This window comes from Blastococcus sp. SYSU DS0616 (assembly GCF_054051015.1).
Map to the genome: position 1 here is coordinate 55,589 of NZ_JBJHAJ010000005.1, position 24,729 is coordinate 80,317.

At 73.3% G+C, this 24,729-nt stretch carries 22 protein-coding genes and 1 tRNA gene; 13 read left to right on the plus strand and 10 right to left on the minus strand.

What is annotated here, in order from left to right; all coding sequences use genetic code 11:
* Nucleotides 1–45 precede the first annotated feature (45 nt).
* On the plus strand, nucleotides 46–1,497 hold the full coding sequence (locus ACI79K_RS05245) for an aldehyde dehydrogenase (RefSeq protein WP_456599129.1): 1,452 nt from the start codon (nucleotides 46–48) through the stop codon (nucleotides 1,495–1,497).
* A 106-nt stretch (nucleotides 1,498–1,603) separates the two neighbouring features.
* Here the strand turns inward: ACI79K_RS05245 and ACI79K_RS05250 are convergent, their stop codons facing one another.
* A complete protein-coding gene (locus ACI79K_RS05250) occupies nucleotides 1,604–2,677 on the minus strand; it encodes a type IV toxin-antitoxin system AbiEi family antitoxin domain-containing protein (protein ID WP_456599130.1) in 1,074 nt (357 codons plus the stop codon).
* Nucleotides 2,678–2,899: 222 nt separating this feature from the next.
* Here ACI79K_RS05250 and dusB point away from each other — a divergent pair, with 222 nt between their 5' ends.
* The 3 genes from dusB (at nucleotide 2,900) to ppdK (ending at nucleotide 7,361) form a co-directional block, all read left to right on the plus strand.
* Nucleotides 2,900–4,063, plus strand: a complete 1,164-nt coding sequence (gene dusB / locus ACI79K_RS05255) for a tRNA dihydrouridine synthase DusB (RefSeq protein WP_456599131.1) — start codon at nucleotides 2,900–2,902, stop codon at nucleotides 4,061–4,063.
* Nucleotides 4,060–4,500, plus strand: coding sequence for an Rv0361 family membrane protein (locus ACI79K_RS05260; protein WP_456588922.1), 441 nt, complete (start codon nucleotides 4,060–4,062; stop codon nucleotides 4,498–4,500). Before dusB ends, ACI79K_RS05260 begins: the two co-directional genes overlap by 4 nt.
* 158 nt (nucleotides 4,501–4,658) lie before the next feature.
* The gene (ppdK, locus tag ACI79K_RS05265) at nucleotides 4,659–7,361 is read left to right on the plus strand and encodes a pyruvate, phosphate dikinase (protein WP_456599132.1); all 2,703 of its coding nucleotides are present in this window, start codon (nucleotides 4,659–4,661) and stop codon (nucleotides 7,359–7,361) included.
* A gap of 86 nt (nucleotides 7,362–7,447) precedes the next feature.
* Here ppdK and ACI79K_RS05270 read toward each other — a convergent pair whose 3' ends face one another.
* Together ACI79K_RS05270 and aztD are read right to left on the minus strand one after the other, a co-directional pair.
* A complete protein-coding gene (locus ACI79K_RS05270) occupies nucleotides 7,448–8,320 on the minus strand; it encodes a metal ABC transporter substrate-binding protein (protein ID WP_456599133.1) in 873 nt (290 codons plus the stop codon).
* Nucleotides 8,317–9,603 carry a zinc metallochaperone AztD gene (gene aztD, locus ACI79K_RS05275; protein ID WP_456599134.1) on the minus strand — a complete coding sequence of 429 codons (1,287 nt, stop codon included), beginning with the start codon at nucleotides 9,601–9,603 and terminating at the stop codon, nucleotides 8,317–8,319. Before aztD ends, ACI79K_RS05270 begins: the two co-directional genes overlap by 4 nt.
* Nucleotides 9,604–9,812: 209 nt before the next feature.
* Between aztD and ACI79K_RS05280 the strand changes: the two genes are divergently transcribed.
* Genes ACI79K_RS05280 through ACI79K_RS05295 form a run of 4 tightly spaced genes read left to right on the plus strand, consistent with a single transcriptional unit; the run spans nucleotide 9,813 to nucleotide 13,363 of the window.
* Entirely contained in the window at nucleotides 9,813–10,436 is a 624-nt protein-coding gene (locus ACI79K_RS05280; protein ID WP_456588926.1) for a YdcF family protein, read from the plus strand.
* A 10-nt stretch (nucleotides 10,437–10,446) separates the two neighbouring features.
* On the plus strand, nucleotides 10,447–10,926 hold the full coding sequence (locus tag ACI79K_RS05285; protein WP_456588927.1) for a hypothetical protein: 480 nt from the start codon (nucleotides 10,447–10,449) through the stop codon (nucleotides 10,924–10,926).
* The gene (gene dnaG, locus ACI79K_RS05290; protein ID WP_456599135.1) at nucleotides 10,926–12,812 is read left to right on the plus strand and encodes a DNA primase; all 1,887 of its coding nucleotides are present in this window, start codon (nucleotides 10,926–10,928) and stop codon (nucleotides 12,810–12,812) included. The genes ACI79K_RS05285 and dnaG overlap by 1 nt, the downstream gene beginning before the upstream one ends.
* The gene (locus ACI79K_RS05295; protein WP_456588929.1) at nucleotides 12,809–13,363 is read left to right on the plus strand and encodes a hypothetical protein; all 555 of its coding nucleotides are present in this window, start codon (nucleotides 12,809–12,811) and stop codon (nucleotides 13,361–13,363) included. Before dnaG ends, ACI79K_RS05295 begins: the two co-directional genes overlap by 4 nt.
* Before the next feature lie 13 nt (nucleotides 13,364–13,376).
* On the opposite strand, the gene ACI79K_RS05300 is transcribed toward ACI79K_RS05295, so the two are convergent.
* A complete protein-coding gene (locus ACI79K_RS05300) occupies nucleotides 13,377–13,586 on the minus strand; it encodes a hypothetical protein (RefSeq protein WP_456588930.1) in 210 nt (69 codons plus the stop codon).
* 137 nt (nucleotides 13,587–13,723) lie between these two features.
* Here ACI79K_RS05300 and ACI79K_RS05305 point away from each other — a divergent pair.
* Nucleotides 13,724–13,796, plus strand: a tRNA-Asn gene (locus ACI79K_RS05305).
* Between the two features lie 97 nt (nucleotides 13,797–13,893).
* Here the strand turns inward: ACI79K_RS05305 and ACI79K_RS05310 are convergent.
* A complete protein-coding gene (locus ACI79K_RS05310; protein ID WP_456599136.1) occupies nucleotides 13,894–14,811 on the minus strand; it encodes a LysR family transcriptional regulator in 918 nt (305 codons plus the stop codon).
* Nucleotides 14,812–14,979: 168 nt separating this feature from the next.
* Between ACI79K_RS05310 and ACI79K_RS05315 the strand changes: the two genes are divergently transcribed.
* The 3 genes from ACI79K_RS05315 to ACI79K_RS05325 all read left to right on the plus strand — a co-directional run bounded on the left by ACI79K_RS05315 (nucleotide 14,980) and on the right by ACI79K_RS05325 (nucleotide 17,893).
* Nucleotides 14,980–15,579: a hypothetical protein gene (locus ACI79K_RS05315; protein WP_456599137.1), complete on the plus strand. Its 600-nt coding sequence runs from the start codon at nucleotides 14,980–14,982 to the stop codon at nucleotides 15,577–15,579.
* Nucleotides 15,580–15,728: 149 nt separating this feature from the next.
* Entirely contained in the window at nucleotides 15,729–16,106 is a 378-nt protein-coding gene (locus tag ACI79K_RS05320) for a nuclear transport factor 2 family protein (protein WP_456599138.1), read from the plus strand.
* A gap of 95 nt (nucleotides 16,107–16,201) precedes the next feature.
* Nucleotides 16,202–17,893 carry a flavin monoamine oxidase family protein gene (locus tag ACI79K_RS05325; RefSeq protein WP_456599139.1) on the plus strand — a complete coding sequence of 564 codons (1,692 nt, stop codon included), beginning with the start codon at nucleotides 16,202–16,204 and terminating at the stop codon, nucleotides 17,891–17,893.
* Nucleotides 17,894–17,974: 81 nt separating this feature from the next.
* Here ACI79K_RS05325 and ACI79K_RS05330 read toward each other — a convergent pair whose 3' ends face one another.
* Nucleotides 17,975–18,886 carry a hypothetical protein gene (locus ACI79K_RS05330; RefSeq protein ID WP_456599140.1) on the minus strand — a complete coding sequence of 304 codons (912 nt, stop codon included), beginning with the start codon at nucleotides 18,884–18,886 and terminating at the stop codon, nucleotides 17,975–17,977.
* Between the two features lie 94 nt (nucleotides 18,887–18,980).
* Nucleotides 18,981–19,724, minus strand: coding sequence for an SDR family oxidoreductase (locus ACI79K_RS05335; protein ID WP_456599141.1), 744 nt, complete (start codon nucleotides 19,722–19,724; stop codon nucleotides 18,981–18,983).
* A gap of 82 nt (nucleotides 19,725–19,806) precedes the next feature.
* Between ACI79K_RS05335 and ACI79K_RS05340 the strand changes: the two genes are divergently transcribed.
* Complete coding sequence (locus tag ACI79K_RS05340) at nucleotides 19,807–20,280, plus strand: RrF2 family transcriptional regulator (protein WP_456588939.1); 474 nt, start codon at nucleotides 19,807–19,809, stop codon at nucleotides 20,278–20,280.
* 126 nt (nucleotides 20,281–20,406) lie between these two features.
* Here the strand turns inward: ACI79K_RS05340 and ACI79K_RS05345 are convergent, their stop codons facing one another.
* The 3 genes from ACI79K_RS05345 to ACI79K_RS05355 form a co-directional block, all read right to left on the minus strand.
* Entirely contained in the window at nucleotides 20,407–21,387 is a 981-nt protein-coding gene (locus ACI79K_RS05345; RefSeq protein ID WP_456599142.1) for an ADP-ribosylglycohydrolase family protein, read from the minus strand.
* A 41-nt stretch (nucleotides 21,388–21,428) separates the two neighbouring features.
* Nucleotides 21,429–23,114, minus strand: a complete 1,686-nt coding sequence (locus ACI79K_RS05350; protein ID WP_456599143.1) for a ribonuclease J — start codon at nucleotides 23,112–23,114, stop codon at nucleotides 21,429–21,431.
* A 120-nt stretch (nucleotides 23,115–23,234) separates the two neighbouring features.
* A complete protein-coding gene (locus ACI79K_RS05355) occupies nucleotides 23,235–24,542 on the minus strand; it encodes a class I SAM-dependent methyltransferase (protein ID WP_456599144.1) in 1,308 nt (435 codons plus the stop codon).
* Nucleotides 24,543–24,729: the final 187 nt, after the last annotated feature.

The following is a 24,729-nucleotide window of genomic DNA, read 5'->3' on the forward strand; positions in this document are numbered from 1 at the left end:
CGCCGGAGGCCCCCTCACCCCGCGACCCAGTAGGAGGAGTTCCCCGTGTTCGAGACCAGCCTGCTCATCGGTGACGAGAAGCGGACGGCCACCAGCGGCCGGACCTTCGACCGCGCCAACCCCGTGAGCGGCGAGGCCGTGACGCGCTCGCCGGCCGCCGGGGTGGAGGACGCCGTCCGGGCCGTCGACGCCGCGGCATCGGCGTTCCAGAAGTGGGCGGCGACGACGCCGGGCGAGCGCCGGCGGCTGCTGCTGAAGGCTGCCGACCTCCTCGAGGTGAACACCGACCGCTTCGTCGAGCGGATGGCCGCCGAGTGCGGCGCGACCGCGGGCTGGGGGCACTTCAACGTCCACCTCGCCGCGGGCATGCTGCGGGAGGCCGCGGGTCTCACCACGCACGTGGGCGGGCAGGTGATCCCCTCGGACGTCCCCGGCAGCCTGAGCATGGGCATCCGCCAGCCGGCGGGCGTGGTGATCGGCATCGCGCCGTGGAACGCGCCGGTCATCCTGTCGACCCGCGCGGTGGCCTTCCCGCTCGCCGCCGGCAACACCGTCGTCCTCAAGTGCTCGGAGCTCTCGCCGGCCACGCACATGCTGCTCGGGGAGATCCTGATCGAGGCCGGCCTCGGCGACGGCGTCGTCAACGTCATCACCGTGGCCCCGGAGGACGCCGCCGAGGTGACCGAGGCGATGGTGGCCCACCCGGCGGTCCGCCGGCTCAACTTCACCGGCTCCACCCGGGTCGGCCGCATCATCGGCGAGGTCTGCGCGCGCCACCTCGTGCCGGCGCTGCTCGAGCTGGGGGGCAAGAACCCGCTCCTGGTCCTCGACGACGCCGACATCGACGCCGCCGTCCAGGGGGCGACCTTCGGCGGCTTCGTCAACCAGGGCCACGTCTGCATGTCGACCGACAAGATCATCGTCGACGAGTCGATCGCCGAGGAGTTCGTCGCGAAGCTGGTCGCCCGGGTGGAGTCGCTGCCGATCGGCGACCCGCGCACGGGCGACGTCGTCCTCGGCTCGGTCATCGGCACGAGCACCGTCGAGCACATCCAGCGACTGGTGGACGACGCCGTCGCCAAGGGCGCGAAGGTGCTGACCAAGGGCGAGCCGCAGGGCACGATCATGCCCGGCGTGGTGCTCGACCACGTCACGCCGGACATGGAGATCTTCCACGAGGAGATCTTCGGCCCGGCCGTCACGATCACCCGGGTCGCGAGCGAGGAGGAGGCGGTCGCCGCGGCCAACGACAGCGCCTACGGGCTGTCGGCCGCCGTCTTCACACGCGACGCCGCACGCGGGTTCCAGGTCGCCCGGCGGATCGAGTCCGGCATCTGCCACATCAACGCGCCCACCGTGCACGACGAGGCGCAGATGCCCTTCGGTGGTGTGAAGGACAGTGGGTACGGGCGGTTCGGTGGGCTCGCCGGCATCGAGGCATTCACCGAGCTGCGCTGGATCAGCATGCAGGTGGAGCCGCGCGTCTACCCGTTCTGAGCTCGTGTCGTCCCACCGGTGAAGCCGGTCGGCCGTGCGGCGGGTCAACCCGCACGGCCGACCGGTGCGCCGCGCCACGGCGCGGCTTCCGGGGCGCCGGTGCGGCTCAACCCGGTCGGCCGACGCCGTCCTCGACCCGGGCGAGCCATCCGTCGTCCCCAGCGTCGTGACCGCGCGCGCGGCCCGCGGGCCGCGGCACCGCCAGGAACTCCCGCACCTCGGGGCCGGGGACGGCGAGCAGCCGCCGTGCCGACCGGTCCAGTCGTCGACGCCCCCCGTTGAGGTCCTCGTACAAGACTCGGAGGAACCGCACCCCGACCGAGCGGAGCAGATCCTCCCGGCGCTTCTCCTCCCACAGCTCCTGCTCCGCGGTGCGGCCGAACTGCGGTCGGCGGTACTTGATCCGGCCGTCGAACTCCACCGCCACCGCGGCCCCGGGGTACCAGCCGTCGACCACCTTCACCAGCTGACCGTCGACACGCAGCTCCACCTGCGGTACGAACGGCGGCAGCCCGAGCGCGGCGAACGTCAGCCGGCCGCAGGTCTCCAGCCACGACTCGGCCCGGCCGTCGGCGAGGCCCAGCGCGCGGCCGGCACGCGGGATCCCGGGCACGTTCACCTGCCGGTCGATGACGCGGCGCACGTCGTCGTGGGTCGTCAGGCCGCGCAGCAGGGCGGCGTCGACGGCGGCGACGGCGTGGATCTCCGGCCAGGCCCTGGCGACGTCGACCAGCGTGCGTGCCACCGTCGTCACCCGGTAGGCGCCGCGGACGGTGACGTCGTCGTCGGGCAGCGCAGCCCGGGTCATCAGCCAGCCGCGTCCCCGGCGCCAGTGGTGCGGATCGGTCAGGTGCACGGCGACCGGAGCCGGGAACGGGCGGGGCAGCCCCCACACCCAGGCCGCGCTGTCCCGGCTGAGGACGGCGGACGGACGGGCCAGGGCGGTCGTGACGGCCAGCGCCTCCAGGCCCGGTCGACGATCGGTGCGCTCCACCTCGGCGAGGTCCGCGGCGCTGACGAAGACACCGGTGCGCAGTCGCACCCACGCGCCCGTTCGGGTCGCCGTCCGGACTTCGCGCTCGGTCACGCCCCGAGCGGCGAGGTCGGCGGTGGTGAAGATGCCCAGGCGCCGCCGTGCGGGTTCGTCGACGGCGAGCGGGACGTGCAGGTGCGTGGTCACGGGACGACCGTCGGGCAGCCAGCCATTTCCGGGACGCGCCCTGCCCGGTCTGTGGACCGGCGCCGGCCTGGGGACGGCGTGCGGCTCGAGTCGCGCCGCCGACCGTCGACCCGGGTCGTGGCGCGGCTGGACGGGCGACCAGGCGGCTCGAGCCTGCTGGCGGCTCACCCGGCCGGGCGGCGGAGGTCCGAGTGACGGCGGTCGCCGCCTACTCTGGGTGCCGTGACCGCCACGCTCGAGCCGACGACGACGGCGCCCCTGCCGCCGCTGCGGCTGGGTGCGCTCACCGTCGACCCCGCCGTCGTCCTCGCGCCCATGGCCGGCATCACCAACCCGGCCTTCCGCACGCTGTGCCGTGAGTTCGGGGCCGGCCTCTACGTCTGCGAGATGATCACCACGCGGGCGCTGGTCGAGCGGAACGACAAGACGCTGCGGATGATCCGCGCGACCGCCGACGAGAAGGACGCCTTCTCCGTCCAGCTGTACGGCGTCGACCCGGCGACCGTCGGCCGCGCCGTGGAGATGCTCGTCGACGAGGGCGTCGCCGGCACCCGACCGGCGCACATCGACCTGAACTTCGGCTGCCCGGTGCCGAAGGTGACCCGCAAGGGCGGCGGCTCGGCGCTGCCGTGGCACCGCGTGCTGCTGCGGGACATCGTCCGGGAGGCCGTGCGCGCCGCGAAGGACGTGCCGGTCACCATCAAGACCCGCATCGGCATCGACGCCGACCACGTCACCTACCTCGACGCCGGCCGCATCGCCCAGGACGAGGGCGCCGCGGCGATCACGCTGCACGGCCGGACCGCCGACCAGCTCTACAGCGGCACCGCCGACTGGGCACCGATCGCGCGGCTCGTAGAGGCCGTCGACATCCCGGTGCTCGGCAACGGCGACATCTGGGAGGCCGACGACGCGCTGCGCATGGTCGCCGAGACCGGCTGCGCCGGCGTCGTGATCGGCCGCGGCTGCCTGGGGCGGCCCTGGCTGTTCGGCGACCTCGCCGCCGCCTTCGCGGGGCAGGCGCGGCGAGCGCTGCCGACGTTCCGCGAGGTCGCGGCGATCATGCACCGGCACGCCACGCTGCTGGCCGAGGAGCACGGCGAGCGCCACGGCTGCAGCGACTTCCGCAAGCACGTCGCCTGGTACCTCAAGGGCTTCTCCGTGGGCGGGGACGTGCGCCGGGCGCTGGCGATGGTCAGCAGCCTCGACGAGCTGGCCGGGCTGCTCGCGGGCATCCCCGACCAGCCGTACCCGACCGCCGTCCTCGGTGCGCCGCGCGGCCGGACGAGCACCCCCCGCCCCGTCGCCCTTCCCGAGGGCTGGCTCGCCGACCGGGACGACCCCCGCCCACCCGTGGGCGCAGAACTGGAGACGAGCGGCGGATGACGCAGGGCCCCTTCCTCTACGACGACGACCCCGCGCCGCTGCACACCGGCACGCCGCGCGCCCGGCAGGGCTGGCTGATCGGCGGCCTGGTGGGCACCGTGGTGGTGGCCGTCGGCATGGTCGGCGTCCTATACCTGGTCCGGGGCGGGCCCGCCGACCAGGCCACCGAGGTCACCGGGGTGTTCCTGGCGGCGCTCGCGAACGGGGACACCGAGACGGCGTACGGGCTGCTGTGCGAGGACGAGCGCGGTCGGCTGGACGGCACCGGCATGGAGGCCGAGTACTCGCGCCCGGGGGACGCCGAGATCGTCGAGGTCGAGGACGACCCGGGCGAGGGCGCCCGGGTGCAGCAGGTGACCGTCCGCTGGGACGACGGCGGATCGGCACAGCTCGCCGTGGTCAACGAGGACGGCCCGCGCATCTGCGGGATCGACTGACCCCGACCGGCGCCACCGCGGCCAGGGCTCGCGCCGGCTGCTCTTGTACGCCAGGATCGACGGACGTCGGCGGGGTGGACGTTTAGGACGTCTGCTCCGCGCGGCATTGTCTCCTCTGGCGGATCGGCCCCGGAGGGCTGACGGATGCGGAGGTACGGGTGGCTGACGGGAAGTGGGTCTACGACTTCAGCGAGGGCAGCAGGGACCAGAAGGACCTGCTCGGCGGCAAGGGCGCCAACCTGGCCGAGATGACCAACCTGGGTCTGCCCGTGCCGCCCGGCTTCACCATCACCACGGACGCCTGCCGGTACTACCTGGAGCACGGGAGCACCCCGCCGGAGCTGGACGAGCAGGTCAGCGGGCACCTGGCGGCGCTGGAGAAGTCGATGGGGAAGACCCTCGGCGATCCGGTCGACCCGCTGCTGGTGTCGGTCCGGTCCGGTGCCGCGGCGAGCATGCCGGGGATGATGGAGACGGTTCTGAACGTCGGCCTCAACGACGACTCCGTCCAGGGTCTGGCGGCGCAGTCGGGGAGCGAGCGCTTCGCCTGGGACTCCTACCGCCGGCTGATCCAGATGTTCGGCAAGACCGTGCTGGGCATCGACGGCGCGCTCTTCGACGACGCCCTCGACGCGGCCAAGGAGGAGCAGGGCACCGATCTGGACCTGGATCTCGACGCCGAGCACCTGCGCGACGTCGTCGTCCGGTTCAAGGCCATCGTGCGCGAGCACACCGGCCAGGACTTCCCGCAGGACCCGCGGGAGCAGATGGATCTCGCGATCAACGCCGTCTTCGACTCCTGGAACTCCGACCGGGCGATCATCTACCGCCGTCGCGAGCGCATCCCCAGCGACGCCGGCACCGCCGTGAACGTCTGCGCCATGGTGTTCGGCAACCTGGGCATGGACTCCGGCACCGGCGTGGCGTTCACCCGCGACCCGGGCAGCGGCGAGCAGGGCGTGTACGGGGACTACCTGCAGAACGCGCAGGGGGAGGACGTCGTCGCCGGCATCCGCAACACCGTGCCGCTGGCGGACCTGGAGACCATAGACAAGGGCGCCTACGACGAGCTGATGGCAACGATGTCGCGGCTGGAGTCGCACTACCGCGACCTCTGCGACATCGAGTTCACCATCGAGCGCAACAAGCTCTGGATGCTGCAGACCCGTGTCGGCAAGCGGACGGCGGGGGCGGCGTTCCGCATCGCGACCCAGCTGGTCGACGAGGGGCTCATCGACATGGACGAGGCGGTCCGCCGGGTCACCGGTGACCAGCTCGCCCAGCTGATGTTCCCGCGGTTCGTCTCCGGGGGCGACGCCCAGCAGCTGACCCAGGGCATGAACGCCTCGCCCGGTGCGGCCGTCGGCCGGGCCGTGTTCAGCTCGGAGGCAGCGGCGCAGTGGGCCGACCGTGGTGAGAAGGTCGTCCTGGTCCGCCGGGAGACCAACCCCGACGACCTCTCCGGCATGATCGCCGCCGAGGGGGTGCTGACCAGCCGCGGTGGCAAGACCTCGCACGCCGCCGTCGTCGCCCGGGGCATGGGCAAGACCTGCGTCTGCGGCGCCGAGGAGCTGCGGGTCGACACCAGGGCGAAGGAGTTCACCGCGCCCGACGGCACCGTCGTCCGCGAGGGCGACGTCATCTCCATCGACGGCTCCACCGGCAAGGTGTGGCTTGGCGAGGTGCCGGTGGAGCCCTCGTCGGTGGTCCGCTACTTCGAGGGCGAGCTCGACCCGGAGCACGATGACGCCGACGACCTGGTGAGGAGCGTCCACCGGATCCTGACCCACGCCGACGAGAAGCGGCGGCTCGACGTCCGCACCAATGCCGACACCCCCGAGGACTCCGCCCGTGCCCGGCGGTTCGGCGCCCAGGGGATCGGCCTGTGCCGGACCGAGCACATGTTCCTCGGCAGCGACCGCCGGAAGCTGGTCGAGAAGCTGATCCTGGCCGACGGCGACGAGGAACGGCAGGCCGCCCTGGACGCCCTGGAGCCGCTGCAGAAGCAGGACTTCCTGGAGATCTTCGAGGCGATGGACGGGCTGCCGGTCACCGTTCGGCTGCTGGACCCTCCGCTGCACGAGTTCCTCCCCGACCTCACCGAGCTGTCGGTACGGGTCGCGCTGGCCGAGGAGCGCGGCGAACCCGACGAGGGCAATCTGCGGCTGCTGACCGCGGTCCGCCGCCTGCACGAGTCCAACCCGATGCTGGGCCTGCGGGGGGTGCGGCTCGGTCTGGTGGTGCCCGGGCTGTTCGCCATGCAGGTGCGGGCCATCGCCGAGGCCGCCTGCGAGCGGAAGCAGGCCGGGGGCGATCCGCGGCCGGAGATCATGATCCCGCTGGTGGGGGCGGTGCAGGAGCTGGAGGCCATCCGCGAGGAGTCCGAGCGGGTGCTCGCCGAGGTCTGCGAGGAGTGCGGCGTCGACCTGCGGCCGCTGATCGGCACCATGATCGAGGTGCCCCGCGCGGCGCTGACCGCCGCCGAGATCGCCGAGCACGCCGAGTTCTTCTCGTTCGGCACCAACGACCTCACCCAGATGACGTGGGGCTTCTCCCGCGACGACGTCGAGGCCGCGTTCTTCCACCAGTACCTGGACAAGGGGATCTTCGGCATCTCGCCGTTCGAGTCGCTGGACCGGGACGGCGTCGGCCGGCTGGTGCGGATCGGCGCCGAGAGCGGCCGGGCGGCCCGGCCCGACCTCAAGCTCGGCATCTGCGGCGAGCACGGCGGCGACCCCGACTCGGTGCACTTCTTCCACGAGGTCGGCCTGGACTACGTCTCCTGCTCGCCGTTCCGGGTGCCGGTGGCGCGGCTGGAGGCCGGGCGCGCCGCGCTCGGCGGAGGACGCGCGGGCGCCTGAGAGAGGATCCCGGAGCCCCCACGCCTCGCGAGCTCGGCCCGGGGGCCCCTGCACGGCGGCTGCGGTGCAGGGGCCCGGGCCCGCCGTCAGCCGTCGCAGGCGAGCCCGCGACGCAGCGCCGCCAGGTTGGCCGCCATGAGCTCGGGATAGGTCTCCTCCGCCTGCACCCGCTCGACCGGGTGCAGCACGTCGGTGGCCAGCCCCAGGTCGCCCGCGAGGGTCCGGGCGACGCGGTCCCCGGCGGTGGCCTCGAAGAAGATCGTCCGGGCGCCGGTGCCGGTGACCTCCTCCGCGACCTGCCGCAACCGGCTGGGCGAGGGCTCGACGTGCGGGTCCAGCCCCGCCACCCCGACCTGCCGCAGGCCGTACCGGTCGGCGAGGTAGCCGAACGCCTCGTGCGAGGCGAGCAGGGTGGCCCCGCGACAGGGCGCGAGGGTGTCGGCGTACTCCCGGTCGATCTCCTGGAGCGCGGCCGCCAGCCGTTCGGCGCCTTCTCGGTAGGCGTCGGCGTGACCGGGGTCCGCCTCGGCGACCTCGCCCGCGAGGCGGTGACCGAGGTCGGCGAGGCGGGTGGGGTCGAGCCAGAAGTGCGGATCGGCACCCCGGTCCGCCAGGGCGGCGGCGTCGACGACGTCCTCGGGGCGCTCCTGCTCGAGGACGGCGTCGACCGCCGGCTGCAGGCCGCCCGACTGGTGGACCACGACGTCGGCCTCGCCGAGGACCGCGACGTCCCGGGGCGCCGGTTCCAGCCGGTGGCTGTCCCCGCCGGGTGGGACCAGGTTGGTGACCTCCACGTGCGGTCCGCCTACCTCCTCGCTCACGTACGCGAGGGGGTAGGAGGTGACCACGACGTCCAGCCGTGCGTCGTCGGCGCCGTTCGCCGCGTCCCCGCAGCCGGCCAGGGCGGTGAGCAGGCCGGCCGCGACGAGGCCGGCCGGCAGGGCCGCCGGCCGGATCACTCGCCCTGCTCGTCGTGCTCGTGGTCCTCCTCGTGCGCGCCGTGCGCCTCGACGTCCCCGGAGACGCCGGCGAGCTCGTTGGGCGTGACCTCCAGCTGCGCCGACTTCCACACCTCGCCGCCCTCGACGTCGACGGCGTGGATCTCCCGGGTGGCGGGCTCGGTCACGTAGGCGATGCCGTCGACCACGAAGACCTGCGGGTGCGGGTCCTGCCAGTTCTCCGACTCCTCCCACGGCCCGGTGACCGGGATGGAGTCCGTGACGGTGCCGGACACCGGGTCGATGACCTGCAGCGCGCCGTCGTAGGTCAGGACCAGCCCCTCGCCGTTCGGCCCGCGGCCGAAGGAGCGGTACCAGTACGGCGCCGGCAGGTCGACCAGGCGCAGCTGCGCGGTGGTGGTGTCGATCAGCGCCACGGTGCTGGAGCGGTCCTCCGCGCTGCGCTCGTAGTCACCGAGCACGATCGGCGAGTTCTCGGTGCCGAACTGGTTGCCGATGCGGCCGTACTCGTCCGGGCTCTCGATCTTCACCAGCTCGCCGCCGGCGTACAGGACGGCGCCGTCCTGGCAGCCGATGACGACCGCCTCGTCGGCGGCCACCGTCTCGCCGTGCACGGCGGGGCAGTCGTCCCGGGCGGCGATCTCGTCCCCGTCCGCGTCGAGGATGCGCACCCCGGAGCGCTCCTCCTCCGTGCCGTCGGAGACGAGCATCGTGCCGTCCTCGAGCTCCACCGCGACGCCGTGGTGGGCCGCCGGCGTGGCGAACTCGCGCACCTCGCGGTCCGGGTCGGCGAGGTCGGCGCTGTCGAACGCGGTGACCTCCCCGGTGCCGTCGTCGAACAGCACGGTCCGCCCGGCGTGGGCGACGACGTGCCCGGGCTTCTCGGCGGGGAGGACGACGTCGGTCAGCTCCGGGTCGGCGGCGTAGTAGTGCTCGTGGTCGCCGTGCGGCTCGGCCCAGGCGCCGCCGTCGAGCAGGCGGAAGCCCTGCTGGGTCGACACGAGGAAGTGTCGGCCGTCGCCGGCGGCGTTGAGCCGGTTGAAGCCCTCGAGCGGCTCGTCGGCGAGCACCTCGAGCGTCTCGCCGTGCAGGACCAGGAGGCCGCCGTCGTAGGTCAGGGCCAGGCGCGGCGAGCTGGCGCCCAGCTCCGCCGGTCCGGACGCGGTCGGCGCGCTGCTGGCCGACGCCGGCTCACCGCCGTCGGTCGACGCGCAGCCGGTGGCCAGGGCGAGGGGTACGGCGGCCGCCAGGGCGGCGGCGCGGAGGGAGGGGAGGGGAGGCACGGGTGCTCCTGTCGTTCGGGGATCGGACGACGTGACCGTACCCATAACGAGAATCATTCTCATATAGGGGGGTGTGTGGACGCGCCTCCCCGTGGTGCGGTCGCGGGGCGCCGGCAGCGCGGCGAGCCGCCGGCGCGACGCGAGGCGGCGCGCCGGTGCCCCGTCCCGGGCCGCCGCGCGCCGTCGTCCCCGCGTGGTACCCATGACGGGTGGGTGTGCGGAGTCTGCTGTCGCGGGTGGTCGGGGCCGGGGTCCTGGCCGCCGTGCTGCTGGTGGCCTCCACGGCGCTCGCCATCTGGTGGACGGCGCGGCAGGACGCCCGGCCGCAGTCCGACGCGATCGTGGTGCTGGGCTCGGCCCAGTACAACGGCGTCCCGTCGTCGATCTTCGCGGCCCGGCTGGAGCACGCGCGGGCCCTGTACGAGCAGGGCGTCGCACCGGTGATCGTGACCGTCGGCGGGAAGGCGGCCGGCGACCAGTTCACCGAGGCGGAGGCCGGGCGCGACTACCTCGCGGCGGCCGGGGTGCCCACCGAGTCGCTGCTCGCGGTGCCCGAGGGTGTGGACACCCTGGAGAGCATGCGCGTGGTCGGCGCGGCGTTCGACGAGCGCGGCTGGGAGCGTGCCGTGCTGGTCACCGACCCCTGGCACGCGATGCGCGCCGAGCGGATGGCCGAGGACGCGGGGATCGAGGCGGAGAGCTCACCGACCCGCCAGGGCCCGGCGGTGCAGACCCGCGCCACCCAGTTCCGCTACATCCTGCGGGAGACTGCTGCCTACCTGCTCTACCGCGTGACCGGTGAGAGCATCGCCGGCGCGCCCGGCATCGGCTGAGGGAGGAACGGTGCTCGAACTGGGCAGGGCCGGTACGCAGGGCGCGCCGAAGGGCGTCCTGCCGGTGCTGCGCGACGGCCGGGTCGTGGCGACGCTGCGCCCCGCGACGTGGACGGAGGCCGCCACGGTGGCGGTCGACGGCGACACCTGGGAGTACGCCCGGCGCAAGCGCGAGCTCACCGGTCACCGGTCGGGTGACCCGGAGGGCACCGCCCGGCTGCGTGCCCGGCAGACGTCGAGCTGGAGGGGCACCTGGGCGATCGACCTGGAGGGGGCGACGGTCGAGGTGCGGCCCGCCTCCCGCTGGAAGGGGACCCACCGGTTCCTGCTGCACGGGCGTCAGGTGGCGGAGAGCGGCACCACGCCGGGCTGGACCCCGCGGCCCGCGATCACCCTCGACGGCGCCCTGCCGCTGGACCAGCAGCTGTTCCTGCTGTGGTGGGAGCACGTGATCCGCCGGCGGGTCACGGCAGCGGCGGCGGTCGCCTGATGGCCGGCCGGGGGCGCATTCGCGCCGCGGACATCGCGCTGGTGCGCGACCGCAGCAAGATCGACGAGATCGTCGGCGAGCACCTGCAGCTCAAGCGCGCCGGTGGCGGGAGCCTCAAGGGGCTGTGCCCGTTCCACGACGAGAAGTCGCCGTCGTTCCAGGTGACGCCGAGCCGCGGGCTCTACCACTGCTTCGGTTGCGGGGTCGGTGGCGACGTCATCCGCTTCGTCCAGGAGATCGACCACCTGTCGTTCACCGAGGCCGTCGAGCTGCTGGCCAACCGCGCCAACATCGAGCTGAAGTACGAGGACGACGGCGGCCGCCCCACCGCGGGCCCCGACCGGGCCTCGGTCGGGCAGCGGGCGCGGCTGGTCGCGGCCAACACCGCGGCGGCCGCCTTCTACGCCGAGCAGCTCGGCACGCCGGAGGCCGCGCCCGCCCGGCAGTTCCTCGCCGACCGCGCCTTCGACCGGCAGGCGGCGCTGGACTTCGGCTGCGGCTACGCACCCGGCGGCTGGGACGGGCTCACCCGCCACCTGCGAGCCAAGGGCTTCAGCCAGCAGGAGCTGGTCATGGCCGGGCTGGCGAAGGAGTCCTCCCGGGGCACCCTGATCGACCGCTTCCACCGCCGGCTGGTGTGGCCGATCCGCGACATCACCGGCGACGTCATCGGCTTCGGTGCCCGCAAGCTGATGGACGACGACCCCGGCCCCAAGTACCTCAACACCCCGGAGACACCGCTCTACAAGAAGAGCTCGGTGCTCTACGGCATCGACCGCGCCAAGCGTGACATCGCCAAGCGGCACCAGGCGGTCGTCGTCGAGGGCTACACCGACGTCATGGCCTGCCACCTGGCCGGGGTGACGACGGCGGTGGCCTCGTGCGGTACCGCCTTCGGCGCCGAGCACATCGGGGTGCTGCGGCGGCTGCTGATGGACCAGGACGAGTTCCGCGGGGAGGTGGTCTACACCTTCGACGGCGACGCGGCCGGCCAGGCGGCGGCGATGAAGACCTTCGCCGAGGACCAGCGCTTCGTCGGTCAGACGTTCGTCGCGGTCGAGTCGGAGGGGCGTGACCCGTGCGAGCTGCGGCAGGAGCACGGCGACGCCGCCGTCCGCGACCTGGTTGCCCGCCGCACCCCGCTGATCGCCTTCGTGCTCAAGACCACGCTGGCCGGCTACGACCTGGACACCGTGGAGGGCCGGGTCGCCGCCCTGGAGAAGACCGTGCCGCTGGTGGCCCAGATCAAGGACCACGCGCTGCGCCCCGCCTACGCCCGCGAACTCGCCGGGATGATCGGCAACACCGACGAGGCAGAGGTGCTCGAGCGCGTGCGCCGGGCGACCGGTGACGGGGGAGGAGCGCCCTCCCGGGGCCGCCCCCGCGCGCCCCAGCGCACCCCCGACGACGCCGCGGTCGCCGTGGAGCGGGAGGCGGTGAAGGCCGCGTTGCAGGCGCCCGAGCTCGCCGGCCCCGAGTTCGACGCCATCCCCCCGAACGCCTACACCGACCCCGACTACGCCGCCGTGGTGGCCGCCATCGCCGCGGCCGGGGGTGTGGCTGCCGTGACCGTCACCGGGCCGGCCTGGCTGGACGAGGTCGCCGCGCACTGCGAGCGGGAGAGCGCCCGCGCCCTGCTCACGGCGCTGGCGGTGGAGCCGATGCGCTCGGTGAGCGGCGAGTGCGACGCCGGCTACGTCAACGCGCTCCTCGCGCGGGTGCAGGAGATGGCGACCGTCCGCGAGATCACCGCCCTGAAGGGCCGGCTGCAACGGACGAACCCGGTCGACTCCGGCGACGAGTACATGAAGGCCTTCAAGCAGCTGATGGATCTCGAGCAGCTGGCGATCTCGCTGCGCAAGCGTGCGATGGGCGGCCTGGCATGAGCCTGCTGGCCGAGCTGCGGCGCCGGTTCGCCCGCCCGCCGGAGGAGGTGCGGGCCGCGGTGGCCGACCCCGACGAGCGGGTGCTCGCCTGGGGCGTGCTCGCCCGCGGGGCCGGCTGGCTGGTGGCCACCTCCCGCGGTCTGCGGGTGATCGGCCCGGCCGCCGGGGACACGGTGCTGCCGTGGCACGAGGTGGGGCACGCCCGCTGGGCCGCGACCGCCGACGGCGGCGGTTCCTTCACGGTCACGCCGCTCGCCGAGGTGGAGCCGGGTGTGCAGTCGCGGCTGCCGGTGGTGCGGCACGTGCTCGCGGACGCCGGCGACCTCCCCGCGGTCGTGCGGCGCCGGGTGGACCAGACCATCGTCACCAGCCGGCGCGTACCGCTGCCGGACCGGGGAGGGCTGCTGCTGGTCGCCCGCCGGGTGCCCGGTCAGGCCGTCCGGGAGTGGACCGTGGTGTTCGACGACGACGCCGACCGCGACGACCCGGGTGCCAGGGAGACCGCACGGCAGAAGCTCGCCGAGGTGCTGGCCGCCGAGCTGCCGGACTGAGCCGGCGCGCGGATCAGCGAGGGGCCTCGCTGCCCAGCTGGGCCTTCAGCGTGGAGACGGCGTCGTCGGCCTTGGCCTGCGCCATGCCCGCGAGGCTCTGCAGGCGCGGGTCGTCCTTGGCCTGCTCCCAGGCGCGCCGGAGCTGCTCGTAGCGCTCGCGGCCGGCCCGCGACCCGAGGACGTAGCCAGCCCCGAATCCGGCGAGGAACGACAGCTTGGCCACGGAAACCTCCAGAGTGAACATGCGGTGAACGACGGCCACCGTACCTGTGGTGCACAACGCTTCGCCCCTCGTGAGCCGCGTGCGGGGGGCGTCGGCGCGTGGGGTACTCTCGTCGGGCCAGCGGTTCGCACCGCTGATCCCCCGTAGCTCAATTGGCAGAGCATGCGACTGTTAATCGCAGGGTTATTGGTTCGAGTCCAATCGGGGGAGCAGACACGAGCCCGTGACCGGCCCGCCCGCCGGTCGCGGGCTTCGATCGTTCCCGGTCCGTCGGCTTCCCCGAGGCTGCACCGTCGGGCAGAGCCGGTCAGGCCGATGTCGGACGGAGCGACGCGTCCGCGTCACGCACCGAGCTCGTCGCCCGCCGCAAGGCCGCTACGAGCGGTGAGGGGTCGGTGGCTCGGGTGCAGAGGGCCAGCATGGCTGACTCCGCATCGAGGACCGGGAGGAACGCCACCTCGGGATGGCGGTAGCTTGCGGCCACGAACTCCCCGGTGATCGCGATGGCCTGCCTGGATGCGACCACCTCGAGCAGTGCATCCATGGTGCGGACGGAGGGGCCGTAGCGGACGGCGACTCCGCTGGGGCGTGGATCGCAGGCCCACCAACGCACCCACGCGGGGTCGGCGTCCTCGTCGGTCACATGGGGTTCGCCGTCGAGGTCCCGGAGTTCCACGGCCGGGCGCACTGCGAGCGGGTGCAGGGCCGGGAGGGCCACGACCCGCTTCTCCAGGTGTACCGGGTCGAAGCGCAGGCCTCGGGTATCCGAGAACGGCAGTCGCACCAGCGAGGCGTCGACGACGCCCTCTCGTACGGAGCTGACTTGCTGGGCCCATGGAAGTTCCACGAGGTCGACGGACACCTCCGGCACTTCGCGGGCCAGCTGGTCGAGCAGTTGACGGATCCGCCAACCCGCCGGCGCGGTCATGAAGCCCAGCCGTAGCGTGCTTGCCTGTCGGCGGCGGTGGGCCATCACGGCGGCGACGGCCCGGTCGGCGGCGGCGAGTGCCTCCCGCGCCTCGGCCAGGAAGCCCTCCCCGGCCGGCGTCGGGCGCACCGGGTGGGCGGAGCGGTCCAGCAACGGGACGCCGAGCGCCCGCTCGAGCTTGCGCACCGATTGGCTGAGCGCGGGCGCGCTGAGGTAGAGCCGCTCGGCCGCACGACCGAAGTGCCCGTCGTCGACGACGGCGACGAGGTGGCGCACGAGGTGCAGGTTGAGGTCCACGGTGACTCCTCCTGCCGACACAGTAGTGGCCCAGCTCACGTCGAGGCCGGTTCTGACCTGCGCTGTTAACCGATCGCTTTCGATGGCGGCCCATCTGCGTCATGGACCGATGCGAGCGGCGCGGCCCAGGATCCCCCCCACCTAGACCGCTGCACCCGAGGAGATCCAGTGAGCCGCTACGAGGACGCGCTGTCCGCCCATGCACGCGAGTTGGAGAAGCTCGTCTCCACCATCGACAACCCCCACCACCGGGCGATCCTGAAGAACTACCGGATGCACGGGTTGCTGGAGGTCTCCGGCCGGTACAAGGAGCTGCTGGCGCCGGACATGACCGTCGAGCACCCCCACTACCGCCTCCACGAGGGCGGGCAGTCGATCATCCTCGACGGAATGCCCGAGGTCACCGCCTTCTACGAGTCGCTCGCGGCGGCGAACGCCCTGGTGATGTGGGTGGGCGAGAACGACCTCGCGGTCAACGACCACGGGTTCTCCGGTGAGGTCGAGTTCTACGGGTTCGTGCCCGCCCCCATGCTCGGGGAGAGCGCGTTCTCGAACGTGCGGCCCGGGGACGACCCCGGTGAGATGTACCTGCTCAAGCGCACCCTTGCCTTCGTCTGGCCCTACGATGCGCGCGCCCGGATGATCGGCGAGCACGTGTACGAGGACGGCGCCTCCCGAGAGGTCATCGAGCCGGACCCGGCCGACGTCATCACCGCCGAGCGGGCTCGCGAGCTGCTTGCCCCGGAGATCGACAAGGTGCTGCCGTAGACCTCGCGCCGGTGCCCGGCACCGCTCCGGGCGGTCGCCGGACGTCCTCGTCGGGGGCCGCCACCGCGGTGTGGTGGTCCCCGACGAGGCGCTGGTGGGAGGGTGCCTGCGGTGGTGCGGGTCCGCACCGCGACGATGGACTGAGAGGGATGACCGTGCCGACCGACCCCTTCGCCGCCTTCCGGGCGGCCGTCGAGAACCGCGACGTCGATGCCGCGGTGCGGCTGTTCACCGACGACTGCGTCTTCCTGTCGCCGATCGTCCACGAGCCCTACCGCGGCACCGGACCGCTGCGCGCGATCCTCACCGGCGTCATGTCGGTCTTCGAGGACTTCCGCTACACCGCCTCCTACGCGGGCGACGACGGGCACGTCCTCGCCTTCGACACCAGGGTCGGCGGCCGCGTCCTCCAGGGCGTGGACGTCCTGCGCGGCCGCGACGGCGTGCTCACCGAGCTGACCGTGATGGTCCGGCCCTACTCGGCCGCGACCGCGCTCCGCGAGCGGATGGCCGCCCTGCTCGCCTGAGCGTGGCGGGCCGCACCGGGCGCCCCCGTAGGGTGCGACACCGCGCGCCTGGACACCAGCCGCGAGCAGCCGGTGCAGGTGAGGAGGAGGACGCCGTGACGATCGGTCCGGACCGTGAGGCCGCTCGCGACGAGGACCGGCCGCCGGTCACGATCTTCGGCCCGGACTTCCCGTTCGCGTTCGACGACTGGATCACGCACCCGGTCGGCATCGGCGAGATCCCACCCGAGCGGCGCGGCGAGGAGGTCGCCATCGTCGGTGCGGGGATCTCCGGTCTGGTCGCCGCCTACGAGCTCATGAAGCTCGGGCTCAAGCCGGTCCTCTACGAGTCGTCGCAGATGGGCGGGCGGCTGCGGTCGGCGCGGTTCGAGGGCGCCCCCGCGGAGATCGTCGCCGAGCTGGGTGGCATGCGGTTCCCCGTGTCGTCGACCGCCTTCTACCGCTACGTCGACCTGCTCGGCCTGGAGACCAGGCCGTTCCCCAACCCGCTGACGTCGGCGTCGGGCAGCACGGTCATCGACATCGAGGGCGAGACGCACTACGCCGAGTCGTCCGAGGCGCTGCCGCCGCTGTTCCGGGAGGTCGCGGCGGCGTGGGCCGACGCTCTCGGGACCGTGGGTTTCGACGAGATCCAGGACGCGATCCGGGCGCGCGACGTCACGAAGCTGAAGTCGCTCTGGGACGAGCTGGTCCCGCTGTGGGACGACCGCACCTTCTACGACTTCATCGCGAGCTCCGAGGCGTTCTCCCGGCTCTCGTTCCACCACCGGGAGGTCTTCGGCCAGGTGGGGTTCGGCACCGGCGGGTGGGACTCCGACTTCCCGAACTCGATGCTCGAGATCTTCCGCGTCGTGATGACGAACTGCGACGACGACCAGCGCTTCGTCGTGGGTGGCGTGGAGCAGGTGCCGTGGGGGCTGTGGAACCACGCGCCGTCCCAGCTCGCCCACTGGCCGGCCGGGACGACGCTGGCGAAGCTGCACTCCGGCGGGCCGCGCGCCGGCGTCGCCGCGATCGCCCGGGACGCGGACGGGCGCTTCGCCGTCACGGACGCCTGGGGCCACGTCCGCCGCTACCCCGCGGTGCTCGTCACCTGCCAGAGCTGGCTGCTGACGACGCAGATCGACTGCGACGAGAGCCTCTTCTCCCAGAAGATGTGGACGGCGCTGGACCGCACCCGGTACATGCAGTCGTCGAAGACCTTCGTGATGGTCGACCGGCCCTTCTGGAAGGACAAGGACCCGAGGACCGGCCGCGACGTCATGAGCATGACGCTCACCGACCGGCTGACCCGCGGCACCTACCTGTTCGACCACGGCGACGACCAGCCCGGCGTCATCTGCCTGACGTACTCGTGGATGAGCGACGCGCTGAAGATGCTGCCCTACCCGGTGGACCAGCGGGTGCGCCTCGCGCTCGGCGCGCTGAGGAAGATCTACCCCGACGTCGACATCGCCCAGCACATCATCGGTGACCCCATCACCGTCTCGTGGGAGGCGGACGCGAACTTCCTCGGCGCCTTCAAGGGCGCCCTGCCCGGGCACTACCGGTACAACCAGCGGATGTACGCGCACTTCGTGCAGGACGACCTCCCGCCCGAGCAGCGAGGGATCTTCCTGGCGGGTGACGACGTGTCGTGGACGCCGGCCTGGGTCGAGGGCGCGGTGCAGACCTCCCTCAACGCGGTCTGGGGCATCATGCGGCACTTCGGCGGCGGCACCCACGAGCAGAACCCGGGCCCCGGCGACGTGTTCGCCGAGATCGGCCCCATCGCCCTGCCGGACTAGGTGTGCTGCCCGGGGACGTCAGTTCCGGTCAGGCGGTGCCACCGTCGTCCAGGCAGCTGGGCCGGCCGGAAGCCCCGCATGTCAGGGGGCTCTCCTCCGGAGACCCGTCTCCAGGCTGATCTCGGCGAGACGCTCGTGCACGACGGCGAGTCCGTACGCCACGCTTCCCGTGAGCGTCACGAGCGCCATCAGGATCATCGCTGGGCCCGGATCACCCTGGTGGGCGAGCAGCACCTGGGTCGGACCCTGCAGCGCGGCGGTCGTGCATCCCACCCACGTGAGCACCCAGGCGGTGCGGGGTCGGAGAGCTCCTCGCCTCACGAGCGGAACCACCCACCCGACCAGCGCGAGCAGTCCGGTCACGGCGAGGACGGTCCGCTGGGACAGGGCATCCATGCCTCGGGGACCGCTCGCCCCGGGGCCGAACAGACCCCAGCAGGTCATGGCCATACCGAAGGGCACCATGCTCAGGGCACCGACGGCGATGGCCCAGCCTCGCGGACGAGGCGGGGGGTAGCTGAGAACGCGCCCCCACCGACCGAGGGTGTAACACCAGGCGAGGACTGCGATGCCGATGGCGAGCAGGCCGAATCCGCCGTACGTCAGCGCGAACACCCACGGGCTCAGATGGTCCATCCCGTCGGTGTGCAGCTCGCCTGTCCCCACCACCTGCAGCGCACCGCCCAGGGGGAGCCCGACGAGGATCGGAGCCAGCAGGCCGGTCGCTCCGCCCGCGAGCGCCACCACGATCCACCCGGGGACGCGCCGCCCCCACGGACGGACCAGCGCGATCGCCAAACCGACGGCCATCAGCTCGAGCAGGATGGTGACGACGTTGCCGACGACCACGCGGGTGCTGTGGAGCTCTGCTGCCCCGGCGGAGCTCTCCACTCCGACCGTGCTGCCGGTGAGCCACAGGATCTTCAGCGCCGTGTACGGCGCGACCGCGGCCACGACCAGGCACAGGGCGATGCGCTGAGCACGGGGATGCATGTCCGGCCTCCGGCTACCTGCCGCGGCGCTCGACCACGGCGTGGACGTGATCGGACGACCAGGCAGGCGCGGTCGTCCGGTCGGACCGGCTGGATCACCGCTGTGCGGCGAGCCAGTCGTCGAAGGTCGTGGGTGCGATGCGCGCGCCGTCCGCGGGGAGGAGCACCTCGCCGGCCATCTCGGGGCCGAACACCGTCGACCAGCTGGGGCGGAGCTTCACCTGACGGTCCAGCACGTCGTTGGTGCGGCGGACCATGTCGACCAGGTCCTGTGGTTCCGGTCCGGCGACGTCGACGTAACGTCCCTTCGGCTCACCGACCGCCAGCTCCACGAGGATGCTCGCCACGTCGTCGGGTGCCACGGGCTGCAGCAGGAGCGGCGCCACGGTGGCGACCCCGTTCTTCTCCGTCCAGCCGGCGACCATGGCCGGGAAGTCGTGGAACTGGGTCGCCGGCACGATCGTCCACGGCACGGGACCTTCCTCCACGAGGCGCTCCTGGAGTCGCTTGCCTGCGTAGTGGGCGTTCCCCTGGACGCGGTGCAGGCCGGCGATCGAGAGCAGCACGTGGTGTCGCACACCGGCGCGATCCTCGGCCGCCAGGAGATTGCGGGTGGCCGAGCCGAAGTAGGTGAGCGCTTCGTCCACCTCGGTGGCTGCCGAGTTGGTGACGTCCACGACGGCCTGCACCCCGGTCAGGGCCTCGTCGAGACCCTCGCCGGTGAGCAGGTCGACCCCGGACGACCGACTGACGCGGACGGCCTCGTGGCCGGCGTCCTCCAGCACCCTCACGACCCTGGCGCCGATGTTGCCCGTGGCGCCGGCAACCGCGACCCGCATGATTCCTCCCTCGTTCTCCGGGCTCGGCGGGACCATATCGCGGAGAAAAGTCCCCCGCAATATCCTTGTTATGCTCCCGTCCGTGAGGCTGCCGGCGAGCACGGAATGGCTCCTGCACTGCGCGACGACGCTCGCGCAGCTCGAGCGGGGCGCCTCCGCGACGGCCGCGCAACTGGCCGAGTACTACGACCTCCCGCCGGCCTCGCTGGCCAAGCAGCTCCAGTCGCTGGTCAAGGCGGGCGTCCTGCGCGCGAGCACCGGCCCCCGGGGTGGGTTCGAGCTGGCGAGACCGGCGGAGCAGATCACCTTGCTCGACGTCGTCGAGGCCGTCGACGGAGCGGTCTCCCCGTACGTCTGCCGGGAGATCCGACGGCGCGGGACCGGGGCTCTGCCCCCCGAGGAGTGTGCCCGCGCCTGCGTCCTCGCGGTGAAGATGGCCGAGGCCCACTCTGCGTGGCGGGAGAGCCTCGCGTCCTGCAGCCTCGCCGACATCATCGCCTCGCTGCCGGCCTCCGCGCCGGCGCGGACCCGACACCGCATGCGGCGCGGTTCCTGACCCGGCCCGTGGTCGGTTGTGGCGGCGGCCGACGCTGCCGACCCGGACATCGTGCGCGTGCGCGCGGACGGGTGGGTGACCGCTGCCCCCTGGGGCGCAGGAGGTCGTCGCCGACGTCGGGAGCGCTCAGCCCGGATCGACGGGCCCCCGGGTTCGGGTGGCGAGCCGGTGGGCCACCGATTCGATCCGTTCCCGGCCCTCCAGCCGGGCGAGCAGGTGCTCCGGCATCGCCCGGGCGCCGGCGAAGGCGCCGGCGATCGATCCGGCCATCGCCGCGATGGTGTCGGTGTCCCCACCCATCCGCACGGCGAAGGTGACGGCAGCCACCGGGTCCTCGAGCCGGGGGAGTGCGGCGCACAGAGCGGCCCCCACCGCCTCGTGGGCCGTGATGCCGTTCCCGGTCGTCGCCGCCGCCTGCTCGGGCCCGGTCGCCCGGGCAGCCGATGCGGCCGCGGCCACGGCGCCTTCCAGCTCAGCGGTCGCGAGGTGCCGGCGGCACGCCGCCAGCACCTCGTCGACCGGCGGTGGCGCTCCCCGGGGAGCGGCGAGCAGGTGGTGGACCGTCACCGCGATCGCGACGGCACCGTCCCGCCCGACGGGATGGGCGTGGGTGATCTCTGCGCTCCGCCTCGCCACCTCCGCCACCCGCGCCGGTCCGCCGCTCAGCGTGCCCACCGGCGCGGCCCGCATCGCGCCGCCGTTGCCCAGCGAGCCGGAGCCGTCGAACGACTCCCGGGCCACCGGGCGCCAGTCCCGACCGGCCAGCGCGGCGGCGAAGATCCGCGGGGGGTTGCCCCCGTATCCGCGCCACGGTTCCCGATCCCAGGTCCGGGCGAAGGCCAGCGCCAGGGCGTCCTGGTCGAGGTCGTCCGGACCGAGATCCGCGAGGTGATCGGCGAGCGCCACCTGCAGGGCCGTGTCGTCGGTCCAGCGCAGCACCCCGTCGGAGGTGAGCGACCGGTGGAGTTCGTCGGCCGGCACCCGGGCTGAGCCTTCGAACCGGGCACCGACGGCGTCCCCGACGGCGCCCCCGAGCAGCAGGCCGAGGACCCGGTCCTCCCAGGGCGCCGGCGCGGCGCCCGGCTGCGGGCGTGACCGAGCTGCCATTCCTCGGCCTCCGTGTGCTGACGCCGGGGCTGACCTCCTGCTCAGGCGTCGATGACGATCGGGATGATCAGCGGGCTGCGCCGGTAGCTCCGGTCCGCCCACCGGCCGACGGCCCGCGCGATCAGCTGTTCCAGCTGCACGGCTCCGCCGACCCCCTCCTCGGCCGCCTTGGCCAGCGCCTTCTCGATCAGGGGCACGACCTCGTCGAACGTCGTCTCGTCGTGCACGAAGCCGCGGGCCAGGAAGTCCGGCTCCTCGGCCAGCGCGCCGGTGTCGGCGTCCACGATGGCCACGACGGTGATGACGCCCTCCTGGGCCAGCGTGCGCCGGTCGCGCAGGTGGGCCTCCGTGGCGCCTCCGACGGTGGCGCCGTCGACGTAGACGTTGCCGGCGGGCACCTTCCCGGTGATGCGCACCTTGCCGTCGAGCAGGTCGACGGCGACGCCGTCCTCGGCGATGACCACGCCCCGCGGGTGGACCCCGGTCCGCACCGCGATGTCCCCGTTGGCCTTGAGGTGCCGCCACTCGCCGTGCACCGGCATGACGTTGCGCGGCCGCACGAGGTTGTAGACGTAGGAGAGCTCGCCCGCGCTGGCGTGCCCGGAGACGTGCACCTTGGCGTTGCCCTTGTGCACGACGTTGGCGCCCCACCGGGTGAGCTCGTTGATGACGCGGTAGACGGCGTTCTCGTTGCCGGGGATGAGCGAGCTGGCCAGCAGCACCGTGTCGCCCTCGGTGATCCGGATGACGTGGTCGCGGTTGGCCATGCGGGACAGCGCCGCCATCGGCTCGCCCTGCGACCCGGTGCAGACCAGGCACACCTTCTCCGGGGGGAGCTTCTCGAGCTCCTTCATGTCGACCAGCAGGCCGGGCGGCACGGTGAGGTAGCCGAGGTCCTTGGCGATGCCCATGTTGCGGACCATGGAGCGGCCGACGAAGGCGACCTTGCGGCCGTGGGCGTGGGCGGCGTCCAGGACCTGCTGGATGCGGTGCACGTGGCTGGCGAAGCTGGAGACGATCACCCGCCGGGGCGCGGTCCGGAACACCGTCTCCATCGCCGGGGTGAGCTCGGCCTCGGACGTCGTGAAGCCCGGCACGTCGGCGTTGGTGGAGTCGGTGAGGAAGAGGTCCACGCCCTCCTCGCCGAGCCGGGCGAACGCGCGCAGGTCGGTGATCCGCCGGTCGAGCGGGAACTGGTCCATCTTGAAGTCACCGGTGTGCAGGACCAGGCCGGCGCCGGTGCGGACCGCCACGGCGAGGCTGTCCGGGATGGAGTGGTTGACGGCGACGAACTCGCAGTCGAAGGGCCCGAACGAGGCCCGGTCCCCCTCGCGCACCTGGCGGGTGACCGGCCGGATCCGGTGCTCCTTCAGCTTGGCCTCGATGAACGCCAGGGTGAGGCGGGAGCCGACCAGGGGGATGTCGGGACGCTCGCGCAGCAGGTAGGGGACACCGCCGATGTGGTCCTCGTGACCGTGGGTCAGCACGATCGCCTCCACCTCGTCGAGGCGGTCCCGGATGGCGGTGAAGTCGGGGAGGATCACGTCGACCCCGGGCTGGTGCTCCTCGGGGAACAGCACTCCGCAGTCGACGATCAGCAGCCGGCCGGCGTGCTCCAGCACGGTCATGTTGCGACCGATCTCCCCGAGACCACCCAGGGCCACGACCCGCAGGCCGCCTTCGGGCAGCGGAGGGGGGAGGCGGAGCTCAGGGTGCGCGCGACTCATGCCCTCACGCTACGGGCGACCCCGGTCGTCGTGCGTGCCGCGTCCCCGTCGACCGGTCCGGGGTCGTCTCCCCGCACGCGCGGGCAGGGCCGGAGGGGTGGTCGGCGCGACGGCTCCCGGTCACGAGCCCGCGTCGTTCCCGGCGGGTGGCACCGTGGCCCCGGCCCAGTCCGGGCGGCGCAGCGGAAGCCGGTTCTCCCCGCCCGGTTTCACCGCCAGCACCTGGTTCACCCCGACGCGGTGCCGTTCGAAGGCCAGGGCCGAGCCCGCGAGGTACAGCCGCCACACCCGGGCCCGGCCGGGGGAGGCGAGCCGGACGGCCTCGTCCCAGTGGTCCTCGAGGTTGCGCACCCAGGCCCGGCAGGTGAGCGCGTAGTGCCGGCGCAGCGCCTCGACGTCGCACACCTCGAAGCCGGCCTCCTCCAGCACCTGGACGTGCGTGGCCAGCGGCTGGAGCTCCCCGTCGGGAAAGACGTACCGCGTGAGGAACGAGCCCGGGTCGGGGCGGTCGGGGCCGGCCGCGGGGCCGCGCGCGATCGCGTGGTTGAGCAGCCGGCCGCCGGGGCGCAGCAGCTCGTGCAGCCCGGACGCGTACGACGGCAGCTGGGCGCGGCCCACGTGCTCGGCCATCCCGACCGAGGCGATCGCGTCGAACGGCCCGTCGGCGACCTCGCGGTAGTCCTGCAGCCGGACCTCGACGCGGTCGGCGAGCCCGGCGTCGGCGATCCGCCGGCGGGCCAGGTCGGCCTGGGCCTCGGAGATCGTCACGGCGACCACCGAGACGCCGTAGCGGGACGCCGCGTGCAGGGCGAGCGAGCCCCAGCCGCAGCCGACGTCGAGCAGCCGCATGCCCGGCTCGAGCCCGAGCTTGCGGCAGACCAGGTCCAGCTTCGCCTCCTGCGCCTCCTCCAGCGTCGCACCGGGGTCGGGGAAGTAGGCGCAGCTGTAGACCAGCGAAGGCCCCAGCAGCAGGCGGTAGAAGTCGTTGCCGACGTCGTAGTGGTGGCTGATCGCCTTCCGGTCCCGCGACAGCGAGTGACGGATGCCGCGCACGCGGGACTCTTCTGCCGGCGGCGCGGGCGGCGGTCCCAGCACCCCGAGCCGGAGCAGCGGGCCGGCCAGCCGGGCCAGCGCCCGCCGGTCCAGGCGCAGCTCCGGCCGGGCGGGCAGGTCGTCGGGAAAGCTCAGCACGGCGTAGAGGTCGCCCTCGACGTCGAGGTCGCCGCTGACGTAGGCCCGGGCGAGCCCGAGCTCGCCCGGCGCGTGGACGAGGCGGCGCAGGGCACGTCGGTGGCGCACGACCAGCGTGGGTGCTCCGTCGACGACGGTCTCGGAGCCGTCCCAGCAGCGCACCGACAGGGGCAGCGGGGCCCCCAGGAGGAGGGTTCCCAGCTCCTCGACCAGCTGACTCGCGCCTCGTCGTGCCATGCCCCGACCCTGGCAGAAGGACCACCGGCAGCGCGAGCGTTCTCACCCGCCCGCGCCACCGGTTCTCCGGGCGTCGTGTCGAACGGGTAACGGAGGCTGGGCCCGGTCCGCTCCAGGGGTGCAGGCTGGTGGGTGGCCGGCAGCCGGTCCGAGCGGCGTCGGCACACCGGCCGAGGGGAAGGAGGAG